We start from the raw sequence: 24793 nt of genomic DNA, 5'->3' as shown, positions 1-24793 counted from the left end.
GCATGGGGACGGTTCTCGTGCCTCACTTTTTAATGCAAGATGGTTTCTAAAAGACAAAATGGAGTGGGATTGGGTTGAAAATGTCTTTAATAAGGCTTTTAAAAGACAAAATGGAGTGGATTTGAGGGGGAAATGTCTTTGATAGCACTTCTAAAAGACAAAACAGCCCGGATTTGAGCTAAATTGTCTTTAATCCGGGTTGCCTGTGATGGTTGCCTTTTTGAAGTATTGGGGCACACAATGTCTAAGGTTCAGTAAACTCTAATGTTTCTCCATAATCTCCATATCATGCTTTAATGCTTCGAATATCACCTGCTTATTGCCGTATAGCAGGAGTTGATCGGCTTCATGGAGTGGAGTGTCATAGACTTTCTTCCGAATGACAATGTCACCTCGCTTGATGAACACGATTGCAAGATCGAGGGCATCGATGTCAGGAAGTACCTGCCGGATGGTACAGTTAGTAAGCTGGGAATCTTGGTAAATGGTAAGAAAAAGCATCGTGTCTTGATGGTTTTTTAAAAATACTTCCCTTATCGGCAGATCGGCGAGCTCGATGTTTTGTTTCATTTTTCGATTAAAAAGATTGGATAAGTGCTTTTTAACGTGGGGTTGTCTAAGGATCCCAAAAACAACTAGGACAGCCGTAGCACTCAGAAGAATCTCCCTTGTTCGCAATCCGTTCGAAAGGAATTCACTGATGGAAGAGATGATCACAGCAAGGGAAAAAGCGCCAAACAGAATGAGAAAAATAGCGAGCTTGCGGCGAATCGGATGCCCTGAGATTAACTCCGATTCTTTAGTCGTGAACCCTGTCCCGGTCATCATCGAAATCACCTGAAACCTCGATATCTCCACCTTTAAACCTGTCAAACGAAACAAAATCACAAAAATTTCTATCACGGTTAAAATGATTACGAAATAAATGAATAGGAAAACAGCTACCATGGTCACCTCCAGTTAAGACAGAAGAATGAGACAAGGGGCGCTTCCCTTGTCTCATTTTTTGATAAGCCTCGAATTTGGTTTTAATCGGCTACTAATGAAAGTTCGATGTACTTGTGAACGATTTCGCTGTTTCTTCCCCAAAAATGAGGCAGGAGAACCGTCCCCATGCATCACTCCAAAAATGAGGCAGGAGAACCGTCCCCATGCATCATTGCATTTTTTCGTTGTAGAATTGTACGGCGTAGGTGGCGCCTTCGTCGACCATTTTGTTGTCTTCGATGTCGTGCGGGTGGGGGTGGCCGCCTTTATGGATTGGGAGTTGTTCCGCTTTTTCAAAGACTGTCGGCATCACTTTTCGCTTCATGTCTCTTAGAAAGCTTTCCGCTTTGAGGCGGTTCGGTTTATTTGATAGCCACATCGCAGCCGCCGAGGCCCCAGCTCCTACTGCCACTAACGATCCTATACCTACAACTCGTTTCATAATAAAAGCCTCCTTCTCGATTTTCTATATGCATACCCCAAGCTCCCTCAGATGAAACGTGTTTGGGGCGGCTAATTTTTGGGGAGAAAAAGAAAATAGGAGTTTTTGAGAAGGGAGCGAGTAGTTTGGAGACGTACTTTGGCAAACAGAATTGGAAATGGGTGTCGCTGCATCAAATGGAGCTGGAGAATATCAATCCGCCGCTTCCTCAAGATCCTGCTTCGGATGCCTGGCTTGAACATGCCCGTAAAAGTCAAACCAACTATGTCGAGGTCGGCAGTCTTGAAAACGGTGAAAAGGTATTGAAAGGATCGCTGATTTATCAACAGAACTTTAGTGAGGAATGGGATTTTAAAATCTTTCATTTTTATTTGAAAAAGGACCAGCTGGTGACGGTCGGTCTGGAATTGCCGGGGGATGAGCAGGAAGAAATACAACAGCAGTTGGGCAGCGCGGAAAACGCTGTCGACGGCTTTTTATTTTTCCTCGGGGAAATTGTCAATGGATTGCTCGTGGAGATTGATAAGTTTGAAGTGGCGCTCAAAACGTTGATTTGGGGCGTGAGAAAACGAAATGAAACGAAGATTCTCGAGCTGCTCTACACGCGCCGGCATGAATTATTAGTGGCGAAGAACGTATTAATTCCAATCAAAGAACTGCGGATGGCGATTGAAGAGATCAATCTTCATGGCAACAGCGAGGTATATAAGAGCACCTGCAGGCGGATTGAGCGGGCGATGGCGCTGCTTGGCGAGTATGAGCACGAGCTTGAGGCGATGATTAATTTGGAGGAGGTCATCTCCTCACATCGCGGCAATGAAATTATGAAAACATTGACGGTGATGACGACCATTTTTACGCCGGTTATGGCCTTCGGGGCGTTATGGGGGATGAATTTCAAGCACATGCCAGAGCTCGAGTGGCGCTTTGGCTATATTCTATCGCTTGTGTTGATTGTTGTATCGACCGCCTTATTGTATGCCTATTTAAAAATGAAAGGCTGGACCGGGGACTTGTTGAAAGGGAAAAAGAGAGGATCGTTTTTTAAATAGGACACGTCTTTAGGGCGTGTTTTTTTTTGTGCGGATTCTCCCACTATTGATCTAGGCCATCCGCTTGATTCGGGACTTTAGCATATTTTGGTATAATACTAGAAAAAATTTTTTCAAAACAATAGGTTTCAGATATAAACAACGTGGGTATATATCCTATAAATCATTTAGAGGTGAGGATGGATGAATTTAACGATAGACAAGCAGCAAAATGAGAATGAAGTGGTAGTTAAAGCGTCAGGGGAAATTGATGCGTTTACGGCACCAAAGCTTAGAGAGGAATTAGCGGCACTTGTGGATGGAAAAAATAAAGTAATTACCATCGATTTAAAGGACGTGTCGTATTTGGATAGTACCGGGCTTGGCGTGTTTGTCGGTTTGTTCAAGCAATTGAAAAATAACGGCGGCGAGCTCAGGCTGATTGAAATGTCAGAGCGGCTGAAGCGGCTTTTTCAGATTACGGGATTGAGTCATGTTATGGAAATTAAAGGATAGGGGAACGACGATATGATGGATTATATTGAAATGAAGATTCCAGCCAAGCCGGAGTATGTTGGTGTCATGCGTTTGACGTTATCGGGAATTGCCAGCCGGATGGGGTATACATACGAGGAAATTGAGGATTTAAAAATTGCCTTGAGCGAGGCGGTTACAAATGCGGTCCAGCATGCGTACACCAAGGATGAGGGCGGAGAAGTGATTGTCGGCTTTGGCATTTACGAGGACAAGCTGGAAATGGCGGTGGCCGACAGCGGCAAGAGCTTTGATTTTATTCAGGCAAAAAATGAACTGGGTCCTTACACCGAATCAAGTACTGTGGAGCAATTGACAGAGGGAGGGTTAGGACTATTTTTAATAGAAACGCTGATGGATGAAGTCCGAGTGTTGAACAATTCTGGAGTGACGGTCTTCATGGCGAAGTATCTGGGCGGGGAGCGTGAAAATCATGACACAGCCATCGCAAACCATGAAACGAACTAAGGAAGAAATCGAAGCACTGATTGCCGAATTCCAAAAAAATGAAAGTCCATCAGCACAGAATATCTTAGTCGAGCATTACACCGCTTTGGTCGCAAGCATTGCGCAGAAATATTCAAAGGGGAAAAGCTTTCATGAGGACATCATGCAGGTGGCGATGATTGGGTTGTTATCGGCAATCAGAAGATTTGACCCAAGCGTTGGCCGGCCGTTTGAGACCTTTTTAATACCGACCGTGATCGGGGAAATTAAACGGTTTTTACGGGATAAAACCTGGAGTGTACATGTGCCGCGGCGGGTCAAGGATGTTTGGCCGAAGCTCAAAACGGTGGTGGATGAGCTGACGAATCAGTATCAGAGGTCGCCAAAAGTCCATGAAATTGCCGAGTATCTGGAAATTTCCGAGGAGGAAGTGCTGGAGGCGATGGAAATGGGCAAGAGCTATCAGGCATCTTCTGTCGACCAGTCGATCGAAGCAGGCTCGGACGGCAGCACGGTGACCGTATTGGATATTGTCGGTGCTCCCGATGAAGGCTTTGAAAAGGTTGACCAGAAGCTCCTGCTCGAAGACGCGCTCCAAGTACTGTCAGAGCGCGAAAAGCTGATCATCCATTTCACGTTTATCGAAAACAAAAGCCAGCGGGAAACCGGAGAATTTCTGGGAATCTCACAAATGCACGTTTCCCGGCTACAGAAGAAGGCGCTTGAAAAATTGCGGAGAGCAGTGGGGAGTCGTGCACCTGATGAGGTGGCGCGGTGAAGAAACTGGGCCTAGCCGCTTGAATAAGTTGGCGCGGTGATCGGCCCAGGGTCAGCCTCTCCGATAGAGTATGAGGGTAATCGCCGGGAGACAGGAAGGACCTCGATGCACTCTGAAATAAGCATCAATAGATTGGGGGGAGCAACTATGAATATTGTAATTGTTGACGATAATCGTACAAACCTGATGATTATAGAAAAAATCCTGCAGAAGGCTGGTTACGATAAATTGGTGCTGCTGACATCAGCTAGGGAAGTTTATGACTATTTGCACCTGGAGGCGGATAGACCGCAAGAAGTTCCGGTTGATTTAATACTTATGGATTTGATGATGCCGGGAATAGACGGAATCGAGGCGTGCCGGACGATTCTCGCCAACGAGCGTTTCCACGACCTGCCGATTATTTTTGTATCGGCTATGGGTGATTCCTATAAAATGGCCGAAGCAATGGATGCCGGAGCGCTCGATTATGTCATGAAGCCCATCAACAAGGTTGAACTGCTGGCGCGAATTCGCTCGGTGCTGCGGCTAAAACATGAGAAGAATTTGCGCAAGGAACGAGATAAGCGGATTCAATTCGAGCTGGATCTGGCCAAACAGGTCCAGCGCAGCGTGCTTGGCAGTCCACTTGAGAACGAAGATGTGACGATTTCTGCCGTTTATAGGCCTTCCTTTGAACTGGCCGGCGACCTGTACGCCTGGTACCAAATCAGCCCCCATCGCTATGGGGTTATTTTGCTTGATATGATGGGGCATGGTATTTCCTCGTCACTTGTCTGTATGTACATATATTCTGCATTAAAGGACGCGATTACAGGAATAGGCGACCCGGCGGCCGTGATGCAGGAGCTGAATCGGCGCATGAATCAGCTGCATATGCCTGAAAGTCTGATAAACTATTATTTCACTGCGATTTATTTTGTGCTGGATACGGAAAAACAGACCATCGAGTATGTGAATGCGGGGCATCCGGCAGGGCTTGCGCTGATTGATGGGGAAGTGCAGCAGCTTGACCAAGGTTCTTCTGCAATTGGTTTTTTTGAAAAAATAGAGGTAACCAAGGGTGTGATTTCTTATAAGGAAGATGCGCGGATCCTGCTGTTTACCGACGGACTGTCGGAATGGCTGGAGGAGGAATACGAGGACGCATGGGAAAAGCTGATCAGCGGTTTGCGGCAGAACGACAATCCGGAGCGCCTGCTCGAGCAGCTGCTGCCGGGCGCGGAGCCGTTGAAGGAGCAGAAGGATGACCTGTGTCTGGTGATGATTTCGGCGAATTAGATGGGCTGGCAAATGAGAGGGTGCCGGCTGAGAGCTGACACCCCTATCGGACGTTGGTATGGGTTATGAGCGAAAGTAATAACACTTTATCCGACATGTAATGCGCGCTATCGCAAATAAGAAACGTTTATCCGCAAGTTGCAACTGTTTATCCGCAAGTTGGAACTTCATACGCAAGTAGCCAAACGTTATCCGCAAGTAAGACGGCCCTATCCGCAATTAGGCCGTCCGTATGCGCAAGTAGCCATCACTTATCCGCAAGTTGAAACATCGTGTGTCAGTAACCAACCCTTATCCGCCAGCTACGACGCCAAATACGCCCTCAGCATCCACCCATGTTTCTCTAACGAAGCTCGAATCTCCGTGAACAAGTCAGCGGTTGACTCGTCTTCGTGCTCCTCGGCCATCGTGATGCCTTCGCTAAGCTCTCTGCAAATAGTGTTCACATCATCAACCAGTGTCTGAACCATGTCGTTTGCGGATTCGTCGCCAAGTGCTTCCTCAAGCGACGAAAGCTTTAAAGTTTCTTCGAGTGTGGATGCCGGTGCAGCGCCCAATGCCAGCATCCGCTCGGCGATGGTGTCGACATGCAGCGCCGCCTCGTTGTACAATTCCTCAAATTTTACATGCAGCGTGAAGAAATTCTCTCCCTTTACGTACCAGTGGTAATGATGCAATTTCATATACAGGACCGAGAAATTGGCCACCTGCTTGTTCATCGTATTGGCTAATCGTGTGCTTTTATCCTTTGCTTTCATTCTAGTATTTTCCATTCTAATAACCTCCAATTTCATGATGATACTTAAGTATTTACCCGTCTTTCAGGCGCATGAAACAATAAATGTTTAAAAGGGTCTATCGTCCCGTCTGACTCTCGGGACCTGCGACTCATTGGGCGAATGTAATAGAAACGATATGATAGTTTTAAGAAAAAAACACAGGGGGGTGACGCAATGAAAGGCGTCCATTACAGCATTCATGCAAAAATTATCACAGGCTATTTCGCAATCCTGATTTGCCTTGTGCTGTCCCTGCTCGTTGTGGTGAACCGGATGACCGCGCTGCAAGATGAAATAAAATTCATTTCGCAGCACGACATTGAGGTCCATGACCTGGCAAATCAGATTCAAAAAAATGTCCTCGATATGGAAACCGGAATCCGCGGCTATGCGTTAACCGGACAGGAGGAGTATCTCGAGCCGTATCATGAGGGAAATCGAAGCTGGCTCGACAACTACAACAAGCTCCATTCCTTGCTCAACGATAACAGCAACCAGCAGCAGAACCTCGAAGAGATCAAGCCGGTGATTGAAAAATGGATCATGAATACGGGTGAATTTACCATCAATCAAAAAAAGGCAGGGAACGAAACGGAGCTGGCCAAGAATTTTAAAGAACAAACTGGGAAAAAGGTGACCGACCAGATCCGCACCCAATTGGATTCTTTTTTAGAAAAAGAAAAACAGTTGACATTAAAGCGTACGGAGGATCTCCTGCAAAAAAATAGCAATTTAAAAATCATCCTATATGGGATTATTATTTTAGTAACGTTGATTACTATCGTAACGGCGCTTTTGTTGTCAAACTCCATCGTCAAAACGATAAAACAAGTCGTAAAAACCATTCAAAGCATCACCGATTCAAAGGTCGACTTGACGACACGAATCAGTGTGAAAGCGAACGATGAGACGCGCGAGCTAGCCGAGGCCATGAACAGCCTGCTCGGCAGCCTCGAAAAACAGCAATGGGTGCAAAAAAGTCTCACAGATATTTCCATGCTGTATCAGGGAATTACCGATATTAATGAGCTGGCGCAGCGGGTCATCAACAAGCTGGCACCGCTATTTGAAGCCTGTTACGGCGTGGTCTATCTGCGCCGGGAACAGGGCGGCGAGGTCGACTTCGTCAAGGTGGCAGGCTATGCCGTCGCCGATGAGGCTGGCGTTAAGGCCAGCTTCCGCTTTGGAGAAGGGCTCGTCGGCCAAGCGGCGCTGGACCAGCGAATTTTTCTAATTGATCGTTTGCCGGAAGATCACATGAAAGTGACCAGCGGCCTCGGGGCGTCGTCACCAAGAAATCTATTGGTGGCGCCGATTATCTATGAGGGCCGGGTCGAAGCTGTTGTCGAGTTTGCGGCACTACAGCCGTTCCAATCGCAGCACCTGACATTGCTCGACCTCCTGCAGGACAAGTTTGGCTCCTCTATTTCCAATGTACTCGGACGGATGGAGGTCGAAAGGCTGCTTGCGGAATCACAGGTCATGACGGAGGAACTCCAGGCCCAATCCGAAGAGCTGCAGGCCCAGTCAGAGGAATTGCAAATGCAGCAGGAGCAGTTGAAGCACACGAATGAATATTTAGAGGAGCAGAATCGGTTAGCCGAAGAGCGGGCCCTTGAACTGAAAAAAGCGAAGGACGAGCTCGAGGAGTATTCACGCCAGCTGCAATTAAGCTCGCAGTATAAGTCCGACTTTTTAGCGAATATGTCACATGAACTAAGGACGCCGCTGAACAGTATTTTGATTTTGTCGCAAATGTTGATGGAAAACGGCGGCATGGACCAAGACGAGATTGAGGAATACGCCCGTGTCGTCAACACGGCTGGCGGTGATTTGTTACGGCTTATTGATGATATCCTCGATTTATCAAAAATTGAGGCGGGGAAAATTGAAATCCTGACAGACGAGGTTAATGTGACCGAGCTGCCGCAGACGTTAAAAAGCCTGTTCAATCCGGTTGCAGCCAAAAAGAATGTGGCGTTTGAGGTCCTAACAGACGCGAACGTGCCGCCGGTAATTTCAACAGACGGCCAGCGCTTGCAGCAAATTTTAAAAAACCTATTGTCGAATGCGTTTAAATTTACAGAGCAGGGTTCAGTCACCGTCCAGATTGCCGTATCGCCTCCGGAAAAAGCGGAGCAGCTGCGTTGCGGCGGTCCGGTTCTGGCCATATCGGTAGCCGATACAGGAATCGGCATCCCGGATGATAACCAGCAAATTATTTTTGAAGCGTTTCAGCAGGTGGACGGGACGACGAACCGTCAATATGGCGGCACCGGACTTGGCTTATCGATTTGCCGGGAATTTACCCGCCTGCTTGGAGGCGTCATCGAGGTCGAGAGCGAGGTCGGAAAGGGCAGTACGTTTACCCTGTATATTCCGAGCCAGTTGGAGCCGGAGCCTGTGGTGTTCGCGGCACTGGAGGAAGTGGCGGTAACCCGTAAGGTCGAGGTGCCGAGGGAGCAGCTTCCGGAAGAGCCAGTTCAGGACGCCGATATCATTAAGGCAGAGCACTGCACCGATGACGAGCTGTTTCATGGAAAAAAGGTCCTTCTTGTTGAGGATGACGGCCGCAATATTTATGCGTTGGTTACGGCCCTTGAGCGCAAGGGGATTATCGTACAAGTGGCGAAAAACGGAAAACAAGCGATCGAAAGATTACGTGAGCAAGCCGATTTTGACCTGATTTTTATGGATATCATGATGCCGGTGATGGGCGGTTACGAGGCCATGAAAGTAATACGGACCGAACTCGGGCTGCTCAATCTGCCAATCATTGCCTTGACCGCCAAGGCGATGAAGGGCGAGCGCGACAAATGTATGGAAGCAGGGGCGTCTGATTATATCATGAAGCCATTGAATATAGAGCAGCTATTCTCATTGATGCGGGTTTGGCTGACAGAGCAGGTGAATCCAGATGAGTAACAAAACGAGCATATCGCCGAGCGATACGTGTGATACACCATCACCAGAGACCGAACCATTTGCCTTAACGGAAGTACAGGAGGTTGAGCTGAATTTGCTGATCGAGGGGCTGTATCAAATGTATGGCTACGATTTTCGCGGTTATGTTCGGGCCTCGTTGACGCGGAGGATTATAAACCGAATGAAGGCAGAAGGACTGCCGACGATTACGGCCTTGTTGGAAAAAGTCCTCCACGAAACGGGCTTTTTGGAGCGGCTTTTGAATGATCTGTCAATCCGAATGACGGAAATGTACCGCGACCCCAGCTTCTTTGCGGCGTTTCGCGAGCAGGTGGTTCCGCTCTTGCGGGAGCTTCCTGAAATCCGGATTTGGCATGCCGGCTGTGCAACCGGGGAAGAGGTTTATTCGATGGCCATCCTCCTGCATGAAGAGGGGCTTGCGAACAAAACGGAAATCTACGCAACTGATATGAACGAAAAAGCGCTTCAGGCTGCCCAAAAAGGTGCCTTCCCGCTAAAGAAAATGCAGCAATATACGAAAAATTACCTGAAAGCGGGCGGGCGCAAGGCATTTTCGGAATACTATACGACCGACCACCAGTATGCTTATTTTAAACCACTGTTGGACGATAACCTGATTTTTGCCCAGCATAACTTGGTGACGGATGGATCCTTCAATGAGTTCCATGTGATTCTCTGCCGGAACGTGATGATTTATTTTGACAATAGCCTGCAGCAGCAGGTCCACCGTCTCTTTTACGGCAGTCTGGCGAGCGGCGGCTTTATCGGGCTCGGCAGCAAGGAGTCGATCCTGTTTTTGCCAAAAGGGTTGCACTATGAAGAATTCAATGCCCAGGAACGAATTTATCGTAAAGGTAATGGGGCAGGGTGAAATGCAAAAAAGAGACTGTCCAGCGGTGACAGTCTCTTTTTTCTTACTATTATTAATGAGAATGTTTGGCGTTTCTTAGAATCAGACTGAGGATAAAGACCAGAGCCGCTGCGCCTATTAGGGCCGGAAAGACGTAGAAGCCGCCAATTACCGGTCCCCAGCTCCCCAACAGAAACGATCCAAGCCAAGCACCGATAAAACCGGCAATAATATTACCGATAATGCCTCCCGGTACATCACGCCCAAGAATCAGTCCGGCCAGCCAGCCGATTACGCCTCCAATAATTAATGACCAAATAAAACCCATAAATAATCTCCCCTTTCAATTAGATATAGACTAAATACCCGTTTGTAATGAAAATGAAACCATTTAGTGAACATGGGGACGGTTCTCGTGCCTTACAAAGTGAGGCACGAGAACCGTCCCCATGCCTCATTTCAAAAAAATTCGAAAATTAGGTTTCAATTTTCAACGGAGCGGTTATATAACCTGTACAACGTTAAAAGGAGGAATGGAACATGAATATAATTAAAGTAGTAGAAAATGGTGTACAAGCTAAAAGGGAAATTGATGATTTAATCATGCATGGTTATTCAAAGAATGAAATTTATTTATTGGCACATGACAAAAACCGGTCTGAGGATTTAAGTGATTCGTTAGATATAAAGGATATTGGCGTGGCGGAGCAAGGTGTATTGGAGTCGGTTGCCAACGTATTTCGGACAAGGGGAGACGCACTGCGCGCCAAACTGGAGTCATTAGGGATGTCGCCGCTTGAGGCGGAGCGCTATGAAGAAGAATTGGACCGAGGAAAAGTCGTCGTCGTTGCGGGAAAATCAGCTTAACGGGTTAAAGGAAAAGAGCTGCCGCCCTAATTAATAGGGCGACGGCTCACTAAAAAAAAGGGGAGGGAGAATTTTTATGAAAACTTCATCAATAAAATTTGAAAAATTAATGGGAGAACGCACCAGAGCAAGGCGCAAAAGTCGGGCAAGGCTTCACTTGGAGCAATTTTTCGAGGAGCCCATCCTTCATCGAGAAATTCATGGAGAAAGGGTGTATGTACCACTAAGATTACAGCAGATATGGAATGAGGTGTAAATTGGCTATCCTTAAATTACCTGCCTAAACACGTTTAACCGATTCAATCGTGCTTAGGCAGGTAATTTATTATGGGCAAAAGTCTCCTCTCTAAATAACCCCTAAATAAAGGAAATAAGTTGGAGGGTATGGTAGAATAGGGATTGTGTGAAAAGGAGGCGAAATAGATGGATGATTTTGGGCAAATTGCGTTAGTCAGCATTCTGTCTCATTTGGTGTGTATCGCGGTTTCCTGGTGGGCCCTGCAGGCGATTCGCCTGGATAAACTGCTGAAGCCTAACCATGTATTTCAAGCACGTTTATTGTACATATTATTGGCAATCTTCATCGGATCATCTGTTAGTAACTTTTTCCTTGATTACCTGCAATGGTCGCGTCAGCTGCCGTTAATGTTTCAATAAAACATTAATTGGAAAAAAATTAAAGGTTCCAAAATGGTTATAGATTGAGTACAATCAAATTTATGTGGAAAAATAACCTGAAACTTGTCAGACGTTTTACCACCTATAGATAAAAAACGGGATTTTGTCTAAAAGTGACGAGAATTCCCAAGTATGCTCTCTCTCTCCTTGGAAACAATGGTAGTAAGGGGGAGACGAGAGAATGAACAGAAATAGAGTCACTTATATATGCCTGATTATATGTTTTAGTATTATTCTGGTTGTGATGGGGAACCGAACCACTGAGGCAAACGGCGGCCTGGATTTGAATATCGCATCTTTATTTAAGGGAGAAACGAGCGTCGGCGAAACCGTATCCCAGACACAAGGCGATGCTGGCGTCCGCGAGGTATTTTTCCAAGAAGAAAAGGATCTTGGAAAAATGGCAGCTGTTTTTCAGGCCCAAGATATTATGCTTCAGGATTGGTCTATTTATGCAAGGGAGCAGGCGGCTGGTATTGACGTGAAGGAATACGCGAATGTTTTACGGAAGAAGTTTCCCGACTGGCGTTGGACGGAGAGGACAACAAGCGAGACTTGGGAGATGACAGCAGTATCCACAGCATCTAACCACCACACGGAAAAGCTTCAATTCTTGGCAACCCGCACAAAACAACCTACGACTGCGTATATAGTATATAGTGTAAGGGGCAATGAGTGGAACGAGGCCTCTAAATCCTTTATCATGAGCGGTCAATTTGGAAATAGGCTAAATGACATATTTCGTGGTAAACCAACAGTTTTTTCTTGTATGAAAGGCGTTGTGAGTGATAAGATTGATAAGGCTTTAGAAAAAACGGCTAGTAAACTGATGTCGGGCTTTCAAGCTAAAGAGATCGAGGCGTTAAAAGAGGAGAATTTCATGTCTGTTTCGGCCATGTCGCCGATGTTTACAGACGCGATTGACATGAAAAATAACATGAATTTGCAAATTGGCTTACGCTCCGAAGGATTGGGCGGTCCGACTACGGTTGTAGTAGGAACCCCTATCATTACGATTGAATATTAATATAGAGAAAATGGACGCGGAGGGGAATACTCTTGGAAAAGATCATCGTCCGCGGCGGACAAAGGCTATACGGAACGGTTAAAGTTGAAGGAGCAAAGAATGCCGTTCTGCCTGTTATCGCTGCAACATTATTAGCAAGTGATGGAAAAAGTGTGATACGTGATGTACCGACACTCTCCGATGTATTTACAATTAATGAAGTGCTACGTAACCTAAACGCTGAAGTGGCTTTTGATCATAATACGGTTGTTGTTGATGCATCTAGAGTGTTAAAAGAGGAAGCGCCTTTTGAGTATGTTCGCAAAATGCGCGCGTCTGTGCTTGTCATGGGATCACTTCTTGCACGTAATGGCCGTGCCCGGGTGGCTTTGCCTGGCGGTTGTGCGATTGGGTCCCGGCCGATTGACCAGCATTTGAAGGGCTTTGAAGCCATGGGTGCGAAGGTCAAGGTGGGCAATGGCTTTATCGAGGCGGAGGTTGAAGGCCGTCTGCATGGAGCAAAGGTTTATTTAGATTTCCCAAGTGTTGGCGCTACTGAAAACATTATGATGGCAGCAACGCTTGCGGTAGGTACGACCACGATTGAAAATGCTGCAAAAGAACCAGAAATCGTTGATTTAGCGAACTTTTTAAATAAAATGGGTGCGCGCGTGAAGGGTGCCGGCACTGGTACACTTCGCATCGAGGGTGTCGATGTGTTGTTTGGCGCGGACCACAATATTATTCCGGACCGGATCGAGGCAGGTACGTTCATGACGGCGGCTGCGATTACGGGTGGAAATGTGCTTGTCAAGGGTGCAGTTCCGGAACATCTTTCTTCATTGATTGCAAAAATGGAGGAGATGGGTGTGACGATTATCGAGGAAGAGGATGGCGTTCGTGTCATTGGGCCAGAGCGCTTGAAGGCGGTCGACATCAAGACAATGCCGCACCCAGGCTTCCCAACTGATATGCAGTCACAGATGATGGCGTTATTGCTTTGTGCAGACGGCACGTCAATGATTACGGAAACTGTGTTTGAAAATCGTTTTATGCATGTTGAGGAATTCCGCCGCATGAATGCCGATGTTAAAATTGAAGGCCGTTCTGTAATTTTAAATGGTCCTTCTAACTTACAAGGCGCTGAAGTGGCGGCAACTGACCTTCGTGCTGCAGCTGCATTGATTTTAACCGGGCTGGTTGCTGAAGGTGTAACACGTGTAACTGAATTGAAGCATTTGGACCGCGGCTACGTGAATTTCCACGAAAAGCTGGCTGGTTTAGGTGCTGACATCGAGCGTGTGAAGGAAGCAGATGAAACCTTTATCGAACTTGGAAAATATGTTACGGATCTAAATGCCTAAGGGGCGTGCAAAGTTCCATTCTAAAGTTGGACTAAATGCCGCGGGTATTTAGTTCTATACCCAGCTTAAATCCTATTTTAAGGGTACAACTGAACACAACCAAAGCAACGGGGCCTGGAATAACGGGTCCTGTTTTTTTTGTATTTGTTTAGGGGGTGTTGCGGGTTGTCCACAAGCGGTTTCGGTTTTCCTTATAAATAACGTGGAATTATACCCAATTGTGTCTGATAACTCTGTGGATAAGTCGAATAACTTTGTGATTTGTGGATAACTTTTCAACGAGTTGATTTTTCGAAAAAGAAGTAATAAATGCTTGTCCGCTCCCATATGTTGTAATGTGACGCATCCCGGGCGCAAGTGGGCTGTGAATTTACAAACTGGAGGCACAATCATGAAAAATATCAAACCACTCATCGTACTAGCAGCATTTCTTATTGCCTTGACACTGATTATCCCCGCTGTGTTGGTATTGCCCTTTTCGAGCGAGAAGGCGAGCGGCAAGCTGGGCGAGGACCTCGCCAAGAAGCCGGCGGCCCAGGAAACTACTGCTCCATCCTCTGACGCGGTAATTGACGTGGCCGTGTTTCGCACTGCCAAATCTGCGATTGAAGAAACCCCACTGGAAGATTACCTTGTCGGGGTAGTCGCTGCCGAGATGCCGGCTGATTTCAATGAGGAGGCGCTCAAGGCCCAGGCGCTGACGGCACGGACGTATATTGTTAATCGGTTGGTTAAAGGGGATACGATTGGTGCCCCAAAAGGTTCGCAGGTAACGGACACCCCACAGCTCCATCAAGCCTACATAGATGACGCGCAGCAAAGGAAGAACTGGGGAAAAGATTATGAATGGAAAAAGAAAAAGATACTAGAGGCTGTCCGGTCGACAAGCGGACAGATTTTGACTTATAATGGCGAACCAATTGATGCGTTGTTTTTCTCCACCAGCAACGGTTTTACGGAGAATTCGGAGGACTACTGGTCTGGAAGTATCCCGTATTTGCGGAGTGTTTCAAGTCCTTGGGATAAGGATTCCCCTAAATTCACCAATCAGAAGGTTGTAACCGTGAAAGAGTTTGAATCACGGTTAGGAGTGAAAATCGGGTCAAGTAATGCGCTTGGAAAAATTGTCGCCCGGACCGAGGGCAAGCGCGTGGCCAAGGTTGACTTTAATGGCAAGGTATTGACCGGAAGAAACATCCGCGATAAGTTGGACTTGAAGTCATCCGACTTTTCGTGGGAGCGTAAGGGGAATAATATTGTGATCACAACACGCGGCAATGGCCACGGCGTAGGCATGAGCCAGTACGGCGCGAACGGAATGGCCGCGGAGGGCAAGAACTACAAGGATATCGTCCAGTACTACTACAAGGGCGTCGAGGTGACCTCAGCGGAGAACATGATGGCGACGATTACGGCGAAGAAATAGGGTGTGTGTGTGGAAGCCAGGCGGGTGGGTGCGCCTGGCTTTTTTGTATGGGTGCAGGGTTGTTCAAAGGGTTTGGAAAGTAAAACAGGAAATTTGGATAGTATTTGATCAAAAAGTGTAAGTAAAATTGTCAAAGTGGAAAGTAAGTGCTCTAAATCGGTAAGTAAGCACACTAAATCGGAAAGTATATCCAAATAAATGGTAATCTCTCAAAAAAGGTAATTGAAAAGATACCTGGCCAGGCTCGCCGACTGGCTTTTTAGCTGTTTTGGGGTGGCGGTTGGAAGGCTGATGCTGCTCTAAAAAGGACTTGGAAAGTAAAACAGGAAATTTGGAAAGTATTTGATCTAAATGTGTAAGTTAAATCGTTAAAGTGGAAAGTAAGTGCGCTAAATCGGTAAGTAACCACACCAAATCGGAAAGTATATCCAAATAAATGGTAATCTCTCAAAAAAGGTAATTGAAAAGATACCTGTCCAGGCTCGCCGACTGGCTTTTTAGCTGTTTTGGGGTGGCGGTTGGAAGGCTGATGCTGCTCTAAAAAGGGTTTGGAAAGTAAAACAGGAAATTTGGAAAGTATTTGATCAAAAAGTGTAAGTTAAATCGTTAAAGTGGAAAGTAAGTGCGCTAAATCGGTAAGTAAGCACACTAAATCGGAAAGTATATCCAAATAAATGGTAACTGTTTTGAAAAAGGTAATTGAAAAGATACCTGGGCCAGGCTCGCCGCCTGGCTTTTTGGCTGTTTTGGGGTGGCGGTTGGAAGGCTGATGCTGCTCTAAAAAGGGTTTGGAAAGTAAAACAGGAAATTTGGAAAGTATTTGATCAAAAAGTGTAAGTAAAATCGTCAAAGTGGAAAGTAAGTGCGCTAAATCGGTAAGTAACCACACTAAATCGGAAAGTATATCCAAATAAATGGTAATCTCTCAAAAAGGGTAATTGAAAAGATACCTGGGCCAGGCTCGCCGCCTGGCTTTTTAGCTGTTTTGGGGTGGCGGTTGGAAGGCTGATGCTGCTCTAAAAAGGGTTTGGAAAGTAAAAGAGGAAATTTGGAAAGTATTTGATCAAAAAGTGTAAGTAAAATCGTCAAAGTGGAAAGTAAGTGCGCTAAACCGGTAAGTAACCACACTAAATCGGAAAGTATATCCAAATAAATGGTAATTGTTTTAAAAAGGTAATTGAAAAGTTACCTTGGTCAGGCTCGTCGCCTGGCTTTTTAGCTGTTTTGGGGTGGCGGTTGGAAGGCTGATGCTGCTCTAAAAAGGGTTTGGAAAGTAAAACAGGAAATTTGGAAAGTATTGATCAAAAAGTGTAAGTAAAATCGTTAAAGTGGAAAGTAAGTGCTCTAAATTGGTAAGTAACCACACCAAATCGGAAAGTATATCCAAATAAATGGCAATCTCTCAAAAAAGGTTATTGAAAAGTTACCTCGGGTCAGATCTAATTGGATAAAATGCCATAAAAAGTTCAAATTTCGTGTCGATTTTTGCAGGAAATTGGCAAGTAAAAAAGGAAATGTAAGTGCAAATTGAAAGGAGTGGTCCGATTGTTTGCAAAACCTTGTGAAATGTCATTAAGAATCAAGAAATTACAGGCACTTTTTGATGGAAGGATGGATCCCAATCACCCCGATTGGCCGGATTTGGTTCACGAATATAAAAATAGGATGGCAGGGTATCATGGCGAGAAATCCGTGGACTTTTACTTGAGCATGCTTCCCGAGGCCGACTATCAAATTTACCACGATATCCGCCTGCTTTATGGAAAGTATTACTTTCAAATTGACATCCTGCTACTGTGTACGATGTTTGGCCTAGCGTTGGAAGTGAAGAATAGGAGCGGGGAGATCCATTTTAAAAGAGAATTAAACCAGGCCTTTTTGCGAAAGAATGGTCAGGAGGAACGCATAAAGAATCCGGTGCTGCAGGCCAAGCTCCAGGCGCGAAAGCTAAACGGGTGGCTGCAAGAGCACCATTTTCCAAACGTTCCAATCCATTATCTTTTTGTAAACAGTAATGAAAAAACATTGATTACAGCGGAGCACGGGAATGAAGAGATTCTTCGGAATGTATGTAATAGTGAATTTTTAATAGAAAAAATAGAACAAATTAAAGAATTTCAAAAGATAGATAAGCTAGGCTCCAAGGATTTAAAAAAGGTAAATAAATTACTTCTATCGAAGCACACTCCCGATAATCCCGATATATTAAAGCAATTCCACCTGTCTCCTAAAGAAATCCCCACTGGTGTGAAGTGCCCCGATTGCCGCTTTTTGCCGATGACTTATCATTCCGGAACCTGGTGGTGCCCAAAGTGTAACGCCAAATCGAAAACTGCCCATATTCCAGCCATCAACGATTATTTCCTTTTAATAAAACCGACTATCACAAATTCTGAGCTAAGAGAGTTTCTCCATATAGATTCGATAAGAGTGGCCAGCCATTTTCTAACGACCGCAGATTTCCCCCATAGTGGTACATTTAAAGACCGTGTTTACCATCATCCCGTATTGCAATAAAAAAACCACCGCCAACCAGCAGTGGTTTTAAGAAACAGACCGAACGCGGCCGAGCAGCTTCGCCAGCCCCGCAAATTTACCCTTATACAGCGCACCACGAATAAAATAGTAGCAGACGCTGATGCCGAGGAAGTCCTTAAATAGGTCAAATAGCGACGCGGAGCGGTATGGATAGAACGATTGGTGGATTTCGTCACTGATGCCGTAGAAGGCCGCAAACAGGGCACAAGCCAAGTTCCAGCCTGGCGTAAAACTGAAACCGGCGACAGCATTGCTGCGCAGGTCAGCGTTACCGCGTCTAAACGTCAAACATGCGAGGACTAGTAATACATATAAAATCGCAAACTCTATTAAATGCAATGATTCTTTAATAGTGTGGTCAATCGTCGAATCGGGCAGGCGCACGAAGTGGTCCGACGGCAGGCTCGATTGAATGAAGATGGCTGCCATGTAAAGCACGGGCAGGACCCGCAGCACCCATTTTAACACGTTCATGAAACAATTCCCCCTAAAAATTTTTCAAAAAGATGCATAAAAACGCAGGCAATTACAAAAAATAAAATTTTTTTCAGACTAGTGTATATAATTCTAGTTATCTGTTCAGAATGATTGCTGAGGTGATGAAAATGAGAGAGGAAGAAAACAAACGATCTTCTCAAAGTTCCAGCGTAAAACGCTTTTTCAAGAAGCGTTGGGTATTTCCAGCCATCTATATCGCAAGTGCAGCAATCATTTTAACAGGTGTTCTTTGGTACCAGTCCAGCGCAGGAGACTCAGACAAATACGATTACAAGTCTACTGATATTACTGGCAAAAAGACCAACCCGCCTGCAGTTGAAGTTAACTCGGCTTTAGAAAACGTCAAAATGCCGGTGAAGGATGCAGCAACAGCTGTCATCAAGACAAAGTTCTATGATTTCAGTGCGAAAGCTGAAGACCAGGAAGCCGCATTAGTATTCTACGAGAACACATACAACCCGAATACTGGTGTCGACATCACCATGAAGGACGGCGAAACGTTTGATGTATTAGCATCACTCAGCGGAACTGTCACTCGTGTTGAAGAAGACGCGGTGCTTGGAAATGTCATCGAAATTGAACACGACAAAGGTATTGTAACACAATATCAGTCCGTGAAAGACATTAAAGTTGAAGTTGGCGACAAGGTGAAACAGGGAGATGTTCTTGCCAAGGCTGGGCAAAGCATGTTCAATGAAAAAGCTGGAACACACGTCCATTTTGAAATTCGTAAAGATGGCGTCGCGGTTAACCCTAGTAAGTATATCGACAAACCGGTAAGTTCTTTACAAGAAGCGACTCCTTCAAACAGCAAGGAATCCATGCAAACTCCTAGCGAAAAAAAGCAGCAGGAGTTGGAGGATCCAGCTGGCTCCGACGACCAGTCTTCCGATAAGGAAACAGACGACGGCAGCACTAAAGAAGACGAGTCCACTAACTCAAAAGAAAAGACAAATTCATAATATTGAAAGTATAAGGGGAAGGGGAGTACTTCCTCTTTTTTTTGCGTTTTTTTCAAAAAAAAGAATCTGGTTCGCCTGCCAGATTCCGCAAAAAAATAGGACCCGGCCGATTGCCGGATCCAACACGATATATTAAAAGGGGGGGTTATGAAAAAGTGTGACTGAGATTGTCCTTTTCACACTTTTATCTTACCCTCCAGATATGAACAAACTATGAACAAAAGGTGAAAGTTTGAAAAACAGTTATGAGAATTATCTGTTCCGATAACCACAAAGTTTACCAAAAAGCTTTCCATTTCCAAAAATTTCTGATATATTTTGACTGTAAGATTATAACTTAATATTGTTTGAAATGCTCTACTGGGGGGGTCCGATGGCTCGGACTGAGAGAAGAATGCATAAATTCTTTGACCCTTTGAACCTGATCTGGATTATACCAGCGTAGGGAAGTAGTATCAAAGGTGTCCGTGGTTTAATTTGGGTACCGCTACTTTTGGATGAAAAAATCAGGTTCTGTGCAAACAGAACCTTTTTGTATTGTCCTCCATTACTTTCCAGTAATGAACTGCGCTGTAACTCCCAGGGTGCAAAATCAAACCATTTTGAAGGAGGAAGTTACATGCAGAAGCAAGTGGAAGGGAACATCGAGTTAAAATCACAATTCACTGGAAGTAAAAAGGTATATGTCGAAGGGGCAAGACCCGATCTTAAGGTTCCGATGAGAGAAATTCAACTTACTCGAACCGTTGCTGCTTTTGGAGAAGAAGAAAATGAGCCTGTTCGGGTCTATGATACGAGCGGCCCCTACACTGATTCGAATTATCAGGTCGATATTCAAAGCGGACTTCCAGCATTGCGCAAGGATTGGATTCTCGAGCGGAATGATGTGGAGGCATATGTTGGAAGAGAAATAAAGGCCAAGGATAACGGATTCCATGAAGGGGACGAACGTGCAAACCTTGAATGGTATCCCAATGTAAATAAAACACCCCTTAAAGCTAAAACAGGAAAAAATGTCACCCAGATGCATTATGCCAAAAAAGGCATGATTACCCCTGAAATGGAGTACATAGCCATTCGTGAACATAGGGACCCGGAATTTGTCCGTGCAGAAGTTGCCAGCGGGAGAGCGATTATCCCAGCCAATATCAATCACCCGGAAAGCGAACCGATGATTATTGGACGAAACTTTCATGTGAAAATTAATGCAAATATCGGGAATTCGGCCGTTACCTCCTCTATAGAGCAAGAGGTTGAAAAAATGACGTGGGCAACTCGCTGGGGCGCCGATACCATCATGGATTTATCGACCGGAAAAAATATCCACACAACGAGAGAATGGATCATTCGCAATTCTCCCGTACCAGTCGGAACGGTCCCAATCTATCAGGCACTTGAGAAGGTAAATGGGATTGCCGAGAATTTAACATGGGAAATATACCGCGATACGTTAATTGAACAGGCGGAACAAGGGGTCGACTATTTTACAATCCATGCCGGCGTTTTGCTGCGATATATTCCTTTAACGGCAAAACGGACAACAGGCATTGTATCCCGCGGCGGCTCGATTTTGGCGCAATGGTGCTTGGCTCATCATAAGGAAAATTTCCTCTATACTCATTTTGAAGAAATATGTGAAATCCTGAAACAATATGATATCTCTGTTTCTCTTGGAGACGGGCTCCGTCCAGGCAGTATTGCTGATGCAAATGATGAAGCACAATTCGCAGAGCTTGAAACGCTGGGGGAATTAACGGAGATTGCCTGGAAACATGATGTGCAGGTGATGATTGAAGGGCCAGGTCATGTACCGATGCATATGATCAAAGAGAACGTCGATAAGCAAATGGAAATTTGTAAAGAAGCGCCATTTTATACGTTAGGACCTTTAACCACCGATATCGCACCAGGATATGATCATATTACTTCAGCTATCGGAGCGGCGATGATCGGCTGGTTTGGAACAGCGATGCTCTGTTATGTGACACCCAAAGAGCATCTAGGCTTACCGAACAAAGATGATGTCCGGGAAGGAGTCATTGCTTATAAAATTGCCGCTCATGCCGCTGATTTGGCCAAAGGGCACCCCGGTGCACAAAAAAGAGACAATGCTTTATCAAAAGCCCGTTTCGAATTTAGATGGGAAGACCAGTTTAATCTTTCTTTGGATCCGGAGCGTGCAAGGGAATACCATGACGAAACATTGCCTTCGGAGGGGGCGAAAACAGCCCATTTTTGCTCCATGTGCGGGCCAAAGTTCTGTTCGATGAGAATATCACATGACATTCGGGAAAAGGCAGCGAGTAAAGAAGTGGACATCGAAGAAGGCATGAGGAAAAAAGCGGAGGAATTTATTCATGATGGATCAAGAATTTATCGATGAGACGAATTCCATTAAGGTAATGAAAAGATATCGACATCCTAAAACAAAAAATTCATATTTTGGAAAAGGAAATTGAAAACATCCAGCAACATTGCCGGCATCTATTTTCCGAAACATACGGTATGAGGAAATGCCGAAAGTGCGGTTTCGCAGAAAGCACCTATTATTAATTTCATTCACCTAGTCACAAGGCAATCCCGGTTTAATAGCCGGGGTTTTTTAATGCAGCTATTTTCCTTAGGAGTTTTGTCCTGAAATTGGCGGTGGGGAGTTTTTGTTGCGGTAGATTGGAGGGCTTGGGCATATGTTAAAGAGTCAGCTGATTATACCTGGTATACAGGATGACCTACGTTGCTTTAATGAGAAATCTGTCTATGGTTGTGTTAAAATGGAAAATAAAGGAGGGGTTTGTCTTGAAAAAAGTTGCCGGGCTGTTGCTTGCGGTGATGCTGGGGGTTTTGCTTGCCAGCTGCAGCAAGGAGCCGACGCCACAGGATCGATTCTCGGAATACATAGCGTTATGGAATAAGCAAAAGTTTGCTGACATGTATAATTACCTTTCGAATGATGCCAAAAAGAAAATCTCCAAAGATGACTTTACGAACCGCTATAAGAAAATCTACGACGATTTACAGATTACTGACCTCAAGATTGACTTCAAAAAGCCAAAAGAAGATAAACAGGCTGACGGAGAGAAAGCCAAGTATTCTTTTAGCGCCAAAATGAATAGTGTCGCGGGGCCGATTAATTTTACCGAAGAAGCCCTGTTGAAAAAGGAAAAAAAGGACGATAAGGAAAACTGGTTTGTGGACTGGAATCCGGGGTTCATTTTTCCAAAAATGCAGGAGGGAGACAAGCTGAGCTTGAGCACGGTGCCGGCGAAACGGGGCGAAATTGTTGACCGGAACGGCACGGGGATGGCGGTGAACGGCCAGGTGTACGAAGTCGGAGTGACGGCCGGGGACATTGCGGCGCCGGTGATGGAGCAGCTTGCTTCTTTGTTGAAGATGACGCCAGATCAGGTCGACAAGGCGTTGAAGGCGAGCTGGGTACAGCCTGGGATGTTTGTGCCTTTGAAGAAGGTGTCGATGGACGATTCTGAGCGGATTGCCCAGCTGGTGGCGCTCGAGCCGGTGAAGACGCGCAAGGTGGACGCGCGGATTTATCCGTACAAGGAGGCCGCGGCGCAGTTGATTGGCTATGTCGGGCAGATTACCGCGGATGAGCTTGAGAAGCGGAAGGACAAGGGCTACACGAGCCGCGATGTGATTGGGAAGCGCGGACTGGAGCAGGTGCTGGATGAGCAGCTGAAGGGCCAGAGCGGCGTGAAGATTGTGATTAAGAAGAAGGCCGGCGGGGAGGAAGTGCTCGCGGAAAAACCGGTTGCTGATGGAAAAAATGTCAAGCTGACCATTGATGCTGATTTGCAGGCGGTGGTGTATGCGGAGATGAGTGGTGGAACAGGTGCCGCTGGGACTGGCGGGGCTGTCGGTACGGCTGGTGCTGGGGCTCCGGCTGGCGAGGTCGGGACGGCGGCAGCAATGAACCCTGTGACCGGGGAAACACTGGCGCTCGTCAGCAGCCCGTCGTTTGACCCGAATCAGGCGGCGCTGGGCTTCTCTGCGGACGAATGGAAGGCACTGCAGGACGATGCCCGCCAGCCGCTGTTAACGCGATTTAAACAGGCATTTGCGCCGGGTTCGGTGATGAAGCCGATAACGGCCTCTGTGGGGCTCGCAAGCGGCGCGATTAAGCCGGACGAGGGCGTGCAGATTCTCGGGCCGAAGTGGCAGAAGGATGCATCCTGGGGCGGCTATTTCGTAACCCGGGTACACGAGGGCAGCCCAATCAATCTCGAAAAAGCGTTGGTGTTCTCGGATAATATTTATTTTGCACAGGCAGCGTTGAAAATGGGGAAAGATGGCTTTTCTGATGGCTTGAAAAAGTTCGGCTTTGAAGAGCAGTTACCGTTCGCCTATCCGCTTGAGACTTCAAAAATTGGTTCATTGGGAAGCGATATTGCGCTAGCCGACTCAGGTTATGGCCAGGGACAGGTGCAGATGAGCATTGTTCATTTGATGAGTACCTATACGCCATTTGTCAATAATGGAAATATGATTAAGCCGATTCTATTGGATGAAGAGAAGCGCGGGCAGGTGTGGAAGGAAGGCGTTGTTTCTGCAGAAAATGCTGGTTTGATTGCAGGGGACTTACGCAAGGTCGTTGGTGATGCCGGAGGAACTGCCCATGCTGCAGAAATGGCCGACAAGCCGCTTGCTGGTAAAACCGGAACTGCGGAATTCAAGCAGAAACAGGGCGAAACCGGGCTCGAGAATGGCTGGTTTATCGGCTGGAACGTCAATTCGCCGAATCTGATGGTGGCCATGATGGTCGAGAACGTAAAAGACCGGGGCGGATCGGGCATTCCGGTGAAAATGGTGAAGAATATTTATATGAAATGGAAATAAGTTTGTATGTGGAAGCACCTGGCCTGGGAGCCGGGTGCTTTTTTGTGGGGAAAGTACCTGGTTTGGGAGCGCTGTGGCCATTGAAAATTACCTTTTTTTTAAATTTACTTGCCAACCCCCATCTTGAGCGACAAAACCACCCCAAAAAGGTAACTTTTCAATCTAACTTATTGGAGTGATTACCATTAATTTGGATATACTTTCCGATTTGGTGCGTTTACTTTCCAAATGGGGACAAATACTTCCCAGATTCATGATTTTACTTACACTTATTAGCCAAATACTTACCAGAATACCTGATTTACTTTCCAAACTTATTCTTCAGGGGGGAATTCACCCCAAAAGGCCAGGCGGCGGGCCTGGCTTAGGTAACATATGAGATCCTTTTTAAAATTTACTCGCCAATTTTTGCAATTTACTCGCCAACCCAATCTCGAGCGACAAAACCACCCACAAAATGGTAACTTTTCAATTACCTTTTTGGAGTGATTACCATTAATTTGGATATACTTTCCGATTTGGTGGGTT

22 protein-coding genes and 1 riboswitch are annotated in these 24793 nt (G+C 45.9%); of the genes, 17 read left to right on the top strand and 5 right to left on the bottom strand.

All coding sequences use genetic code 11. The features are described from left to right. Positions 1-261: 261 nt before the first annotated feature. Positions 262-948 carry a TrkA C-terminal domain-containing protein gene (locus ACZ5B7_RS29290; RefSeq protein ID WP_464492066.1) on the bottom strand — a complete coding sequence of 229 codons (687 nt, stop codon included), beginning with the start codon at positions 946-948 and terminating at the stop codon, positions 262-264. Between the two features lie 208 nt (positions 949-1156). After that, positions 1157-1429 carry a hypothetical protein gene (locus ACZ5B7_RS29285; RefSeq protein WP_241113945.1) on the bottom strand — a complete coding sequence of 91 codons (273 nt, stop codon included), beginning with the start codon at positions 1427-1429 and terminating at the stop codon, positions 1157-1159. A gap of 125 nt (positions 1430-1554) precedes the next feature. Here ACZ5B7_RS29285 and ACZ5B7_RS29280 point away from each other — a divergent pair, with 125 nt between their 5' ends. The 5 genes from ACZ5B7_RS29280 to ACZ5B7_RS29260 all read left to right on the top strand — a co-directional run bounded on the left by ACZ5B7_RS29280 (position 1555) and on the right by ACZ5B7_RS29260 (position 5500). After that, entirely contained in the window at positions 1555-2481 is a 927-nt protein-coding gene (locus ACZ5B7_RS29280) for a magnesium transporter CorA family protein (protein WP_464492065.1), read from the top strand. A gap of 183 nt (positions 2482-2664) precedes the next feature. Next, a complete protein-coding gene (locus ACZ5B7_RS29275; protein WP_213147997.1) occupies positions 2665-2976 on the top strand; it encodes an anti-sigma factor antagonist in 312 nt (103 codons plus the stop codon). Positions 2977-2988: 12 nt separating this feature from the next. After that, positions 2989-3462 (top strand): anti-sigma B factor RsbW, encoded by a 474-nt coding sequence (rsbW, locus tag ACZ5B7_RS29270; RefSeq protein ID WP_213147998.1) that lies wholly within the window; start codon positions 2989-2991, stop codon positions 3460-3462. After that, positions 3428-4219 (top strand): RNA polymerase sigma factor SigB, encoded by a 792-nt coding sequence (gene sigB, locus ACZ5B7_RS29265; RefSeq protein ID WP_464492064.1) that lies wholly within the window; start codon positions 3428-3430, stop codon positions 4217-4219. The genes rsbW and sigB overlap by 35 nt, the downstream gene beginning before the upstream one ends. A gap of 147 nt (positions 4220-4366) precedes the next feature. Then, the gene (locus tag ACZ5B7_RS29260) at positions 4367-5500 is read left to right on the top strand and encodes a PP2C family protein-serine/threonine phosphatase (protein ID WP_464492063.1); all 1134 of its coding nucleotides are present in this window, start codon (positions 4367-4369) and stop codon (positions 5498-5500) included. Between the two features lie 302 nt (positions 5501-5802). Here ACZ5B7_RS29260 and ACZ5B7_RS29255 read toward each other — a convergent pair whose 3' ends face one another. Further along, a complete protein-coding gene (locus ACZ5B7_RS29255; RefSeq protein WP_464492062.1) occupies positions 5803-6273 on the bottom strand; it encodes a Dps family protein in 471 nt (156 codons plus the stop codon). 180 nt (positions 6274-6453) lie between these two features. On the opposite strand from ACZ5B7_RS29255, the gene ACZ5B7_RS29250 reads away from it, so the two are divergent. Continuing rightward, positions 6454-9204, top strand: coding sequence for a CHASE3 domain-containing protein (locus ACZ5B7_RS29250; protein WP_464492061.1), 2751 nt, complete (start codon positions 6454-6456; stop codon positions 9202-9204). Beyond that, the gene (locus ACZ5B7_RS29245) at positions 9197-10096 is read left to right on the top strand and encodes a CheR family methyltransferase (protein ID WP_464492060.1); all 900 of its coding nucleotides are present in this window, start codon (positions 9197-9199) and stop codon (positions 10094-10096) included. The genes ACZ5B7_RS29250 and ACZ5B7_RS29245 overlap by 8 nt, the downstream gene beginning before the upstream one ends. A gap of 52 nt (positions 10097-10148) precedes the next feature. Here ACZ5B7_RS29245 and ACZ5B7_RS29240 read toward each other — a convergent pair whose 3' ends face one another. Further along, positions 10149-10403, bottom strand: coding sequence for a GlsB/YeaQ/YmgE family stress response membrane protein (locus ACZ5B7_RS29240; protein ID WP_213148002.1), 255 nt, complete (start codon positions 10401-10403; stop codon positions 10149-10151). A 212-nt stretch (positions 10404-10615) separates the two neighbouring features. Here ACZ5B7_RS29240 and ACZ5B7_RS29235 point away from each other — a divergent pair, with 212 nt between their 5' ends. The 7 genes from ACZ5B7_RS29235 to ACZ5B7_RS29205 all read left to right on the top strand — a co-directional run bounded on the left by ACZ5B7_RS29235 (position 10616) and on the right by ACZ5B7_RS29205 (position 17933). Then, positions 10616-10942 (top strand): YflT domain-containing protein, encoded by a 327-nt coding sequence (locus ACZ5B7_RS29235; RefSeq protein WP_464492059.1) that lies wholly within the window; start codon positions 10616-10618, stop codon positions 10940-10942. 76 nt (positions 10943-11018) lie between these two features. After that, entirely contained in the window at positions 11019-11198 is a 180-nt protein-coding gene (locus ACZ5B7_RS29230; protein WP_241113944.1) for a hypothetical protein, read from the top strand. Between the two features lie 167 nt (positions 11199-11365). Then, on the top strand, positions 11366-11599 hold the full coding sequence (locus ACZ5B7_RS29225; protein WP_213117178.1) for a DUF1146 family protein: 234 nt from the start codon (positions 11366-11368) through the stop codon (positions 11597-11599). A gap of 202 nt (positions 11600-11801) precedes the next feature. Beyond that, the gene (locus ACZ5B7_RS29220; RefSeq protein WP_464492058.1) at positions 11802-12647 is read left to right on the top strand and encodes a YwmB family TATA-box binding protein; all 846 of its coding nucleotides are present in this window, start codon (positions 11802-11804) and stop codon (positions 12645-12647) included. 32 nt (positions 12648-12679) lie between these two features. Further along, positions 12680-13990 carry a UDP-N-acetylglucosamine 1-carboxyvinyltransferase gene (gene murA / locus ACZ5B7_RS29215; RefSeq protein ID WP_423800084.1) on the top strand — a complete coding sequence of 437 codons (1311 nt, stop codon included), beginning with the start codon at positions 12680-12682 and terminating at the stop codon, positions 13988-13990. 391 nt (positions 13991-14381) lie between these two features. Beyond that, positions 14382-15416: a stage II sporulation protein D gene (gene spoIID / locus ACZ5B7_RS29210; protein WP_464492057.1), complete on the top strand. Its 1035-nt coding sequence runs from the start codon at positions 14382-14384 to the stop codon at positions 15414-15416. Between the two features lie 1545 nt (positions 15417-16961). Next, a complete protein-coding gene (locus ACZ5B7_RS29205) occupies positions 16962-17933 on the top strand; it encodes a nuclease-related domain-containing protein (RefSeq protein ID WP_464492056.1) in 972 nt (323 codons plus the stop codon). Positions 17934-17960: 27 nt separating this feature from the next. Here ACZ5B7_RS29205 and ACZ5B7_RS29200 read toward each other — a convergent pair whose 3' ends face one another. Beyond that, positions 17961-18428 carry a VanZ family protein gene (locus ACZ5B7_RS29200; protein ID WP_464492055.1) on the bottom strand — a complete coding sequence of 156 codons (468 nt, stop codon included), beginning with the start codon at positions 18426-18428 and terminating at the stop codon, positions 17961-17963. A gap of 131 nt (positions 18429-18559) precedes the next feature. Here ACZ5B7_RS29200 and ACZ5B7_RS29195 point away from each other — a divergent pair, with 131 nt between their 5' ends. From ACZ5B7_RS29195 to ACZ5B7_RS29185, 3 genes are all read left to right on the top strand, one after another. Then, positions 18560-19414 carry a peptidoglycan DD-metalloendopeptidase family protein gene (locus ACZ5B7_RS29195; protein ID WP_464492054.1) on the top strand — a complete coding sequence of 285 codons (855 nt, stop codon included), beginning with the start codon at positions 18560-18562 and terminating at the stop codon, positions 19412-19414. Between the two features lie 352 nt (positions 19415-19766). Next, positions 19767-19879: riboswitch (TPP riboswitch) on the top strand. Positions 19880-20033: 154 nt separating this feature from the next. Beyond that, the gene (gene thiC / locus ACZ5B7_RS29190) at positions 20034-21797 is read left to right on the top strand and encodes a phosphomethylpyrimidine synthase ThiC (RefSeq protein ID WP_464492053.1); all 1764 of its coding nucleotides are present in this window, start codon (positions 20034-20036) and stop codon (positions 21795-21797) included. Between the two features lie 413 nt (positions 21798-22210). Beyond that, complete coding sequence (locus ACZ5B7_RS29185; RefSeq protein WP_464492052.1) at positions 22211-24265, top strand: penicillin-binding transpeptidase domain-containing protein; 2055 nt, start codon at positions 22211-22213, stop codon at positions 24263-24265. Positions 24266-24793: the final 528 nt, after the last annotated feature.

The organism is Neobacillus sp. S1115, from assembly GCF_055385565.1.
Note: the sequence above shows the minus strand (reverse complement) of the source record. Positions and strands in the feature narration are given on the sequence as shown.

Bases quoted from the DNA above. Each gene is read 5' to 3' on its own strand.
- ACZ5B7_RS29200 (WP_464492055.1), bottom strand. From the start codon at position 18,428: ATGAACGTGTTAAAATGGGTGCTGCGGGTCCTGCCCGTGCTTTACATG.
- ACZ5B7_RS29225 (WP_213117178.1), top strand. From the start codon at position 11,366: ATGGATGATTTTGGGCAAATTGCGTTAGTCAGCATTCTGTCTCATTTG.
- ACZ5B7_RS29275 (WP_213147997.1), top strand. From the start codon at position 2,665: ATGAATTTAACGATAGACAAGCAGCAAAATGAGAATGAAGTGGTAGTT.
- ACZ5B7_RS29285 (WP_241113945.1), bottom strand. From the start codon at position 1,429: ATGAAACGAGTTGTAGGTATAGGATCGTTAGTGGCAGTAGGAGCTGGG.
- rsbW (WP_213147998.1), top strand. From the start codon at position 2,989: ATGATGGATTATATTGAAATGAAGATTCCAGCCAAGCCGGAGTATGTT.
- ACZ5B7_RS29245 (WP_464492060.1), top strand. From the start codon at position 9,197: ATGAGTAACAAAACGAGCATATCGCCGAGCGATACGTGTGATACACCA.
- ACZ5B7_RS29220 (WP_464492058.1), top strand. From the start codon at position 11,802: ATGAACAGAAATAGAGTCACTTATATATGCCTGATTATATGTTTTAGT.
- ACZ5B7_RS29290 (WP_464492066.1), bottom strand. From the start codon at position 948: ATGGTAGCTGTTTTCCTATTCATTTATTTCGTAATCATTTTAACCGTG.
- ACZ5B7_RS29250 (WP_464492061.1), top strand. From the start codon at position 6,454: ATGAAAGGCGTCCATTACAGCATTCATGCAAAAATTATCACAGGCTAT.
- ACZ5B7_RS29235 (WP_464492059.1), top strand. From the start codon at position 10,616: ATGAATATAATTAAAGTAGTAGAAAATGGTGTACAAGCTAAAAGGGAA.
- ACZ5B7_RS29255 (WP_464492062.1), bottom strand. From the start codon at position 6,273: ATGGAAAATACTAGAATGAAAGCAAAGGATAAAAGCACACGATTAGCC.
- thiC (WP_464492053.1), top strand. From the start codon at position 20,034: ATGCAGAAGCAAGTGGAAGGGAACATCGAGTTAAAATCACAATTCACT.
- ACZ5B7_RS29240 (WP_213148002.1), bottom strand. From the start codon at position 10,403: ATGGGTTTTATTTGGTCATTAATTATTGGAGGCGTAATCGGCTGGCTG.
- ACZ5B7_RS29230 (WP_241113944.1), top strand. From the start codon at position 11,019: ATGAAAACTTCATCAATAAAATTTGAAAAATTAATGGGAGAACGCACC.
- ACZ5B7_RS29195 (WP_464492054.1), top strand. From the start codon at position 18,560: ATGAGAGAGGAAGAAAACAAACGATCTTCTCAAAGTTCCAGCGTAAAA.
- ACZ5B7_RS29260 (WP_464492063.1), top strand. From the start codon at position 4,367: ATGAATATTGTAATTGTTGACGATAATCGTACAAACCTGATGATTATA.
- spoIID (WP_464492057.1), top strand. From the start codon at position 14,382: ATGAAAAATATCAAACCACTCATCGTACTAGCAGCATTTCTTATTGCC.
- sigB (WP_464492064.1), top strand. From the start codon at position 3,428: ATGACACAGCCATCGCAAACCATGAAACGAACTAAGGAAGAAATCGAA.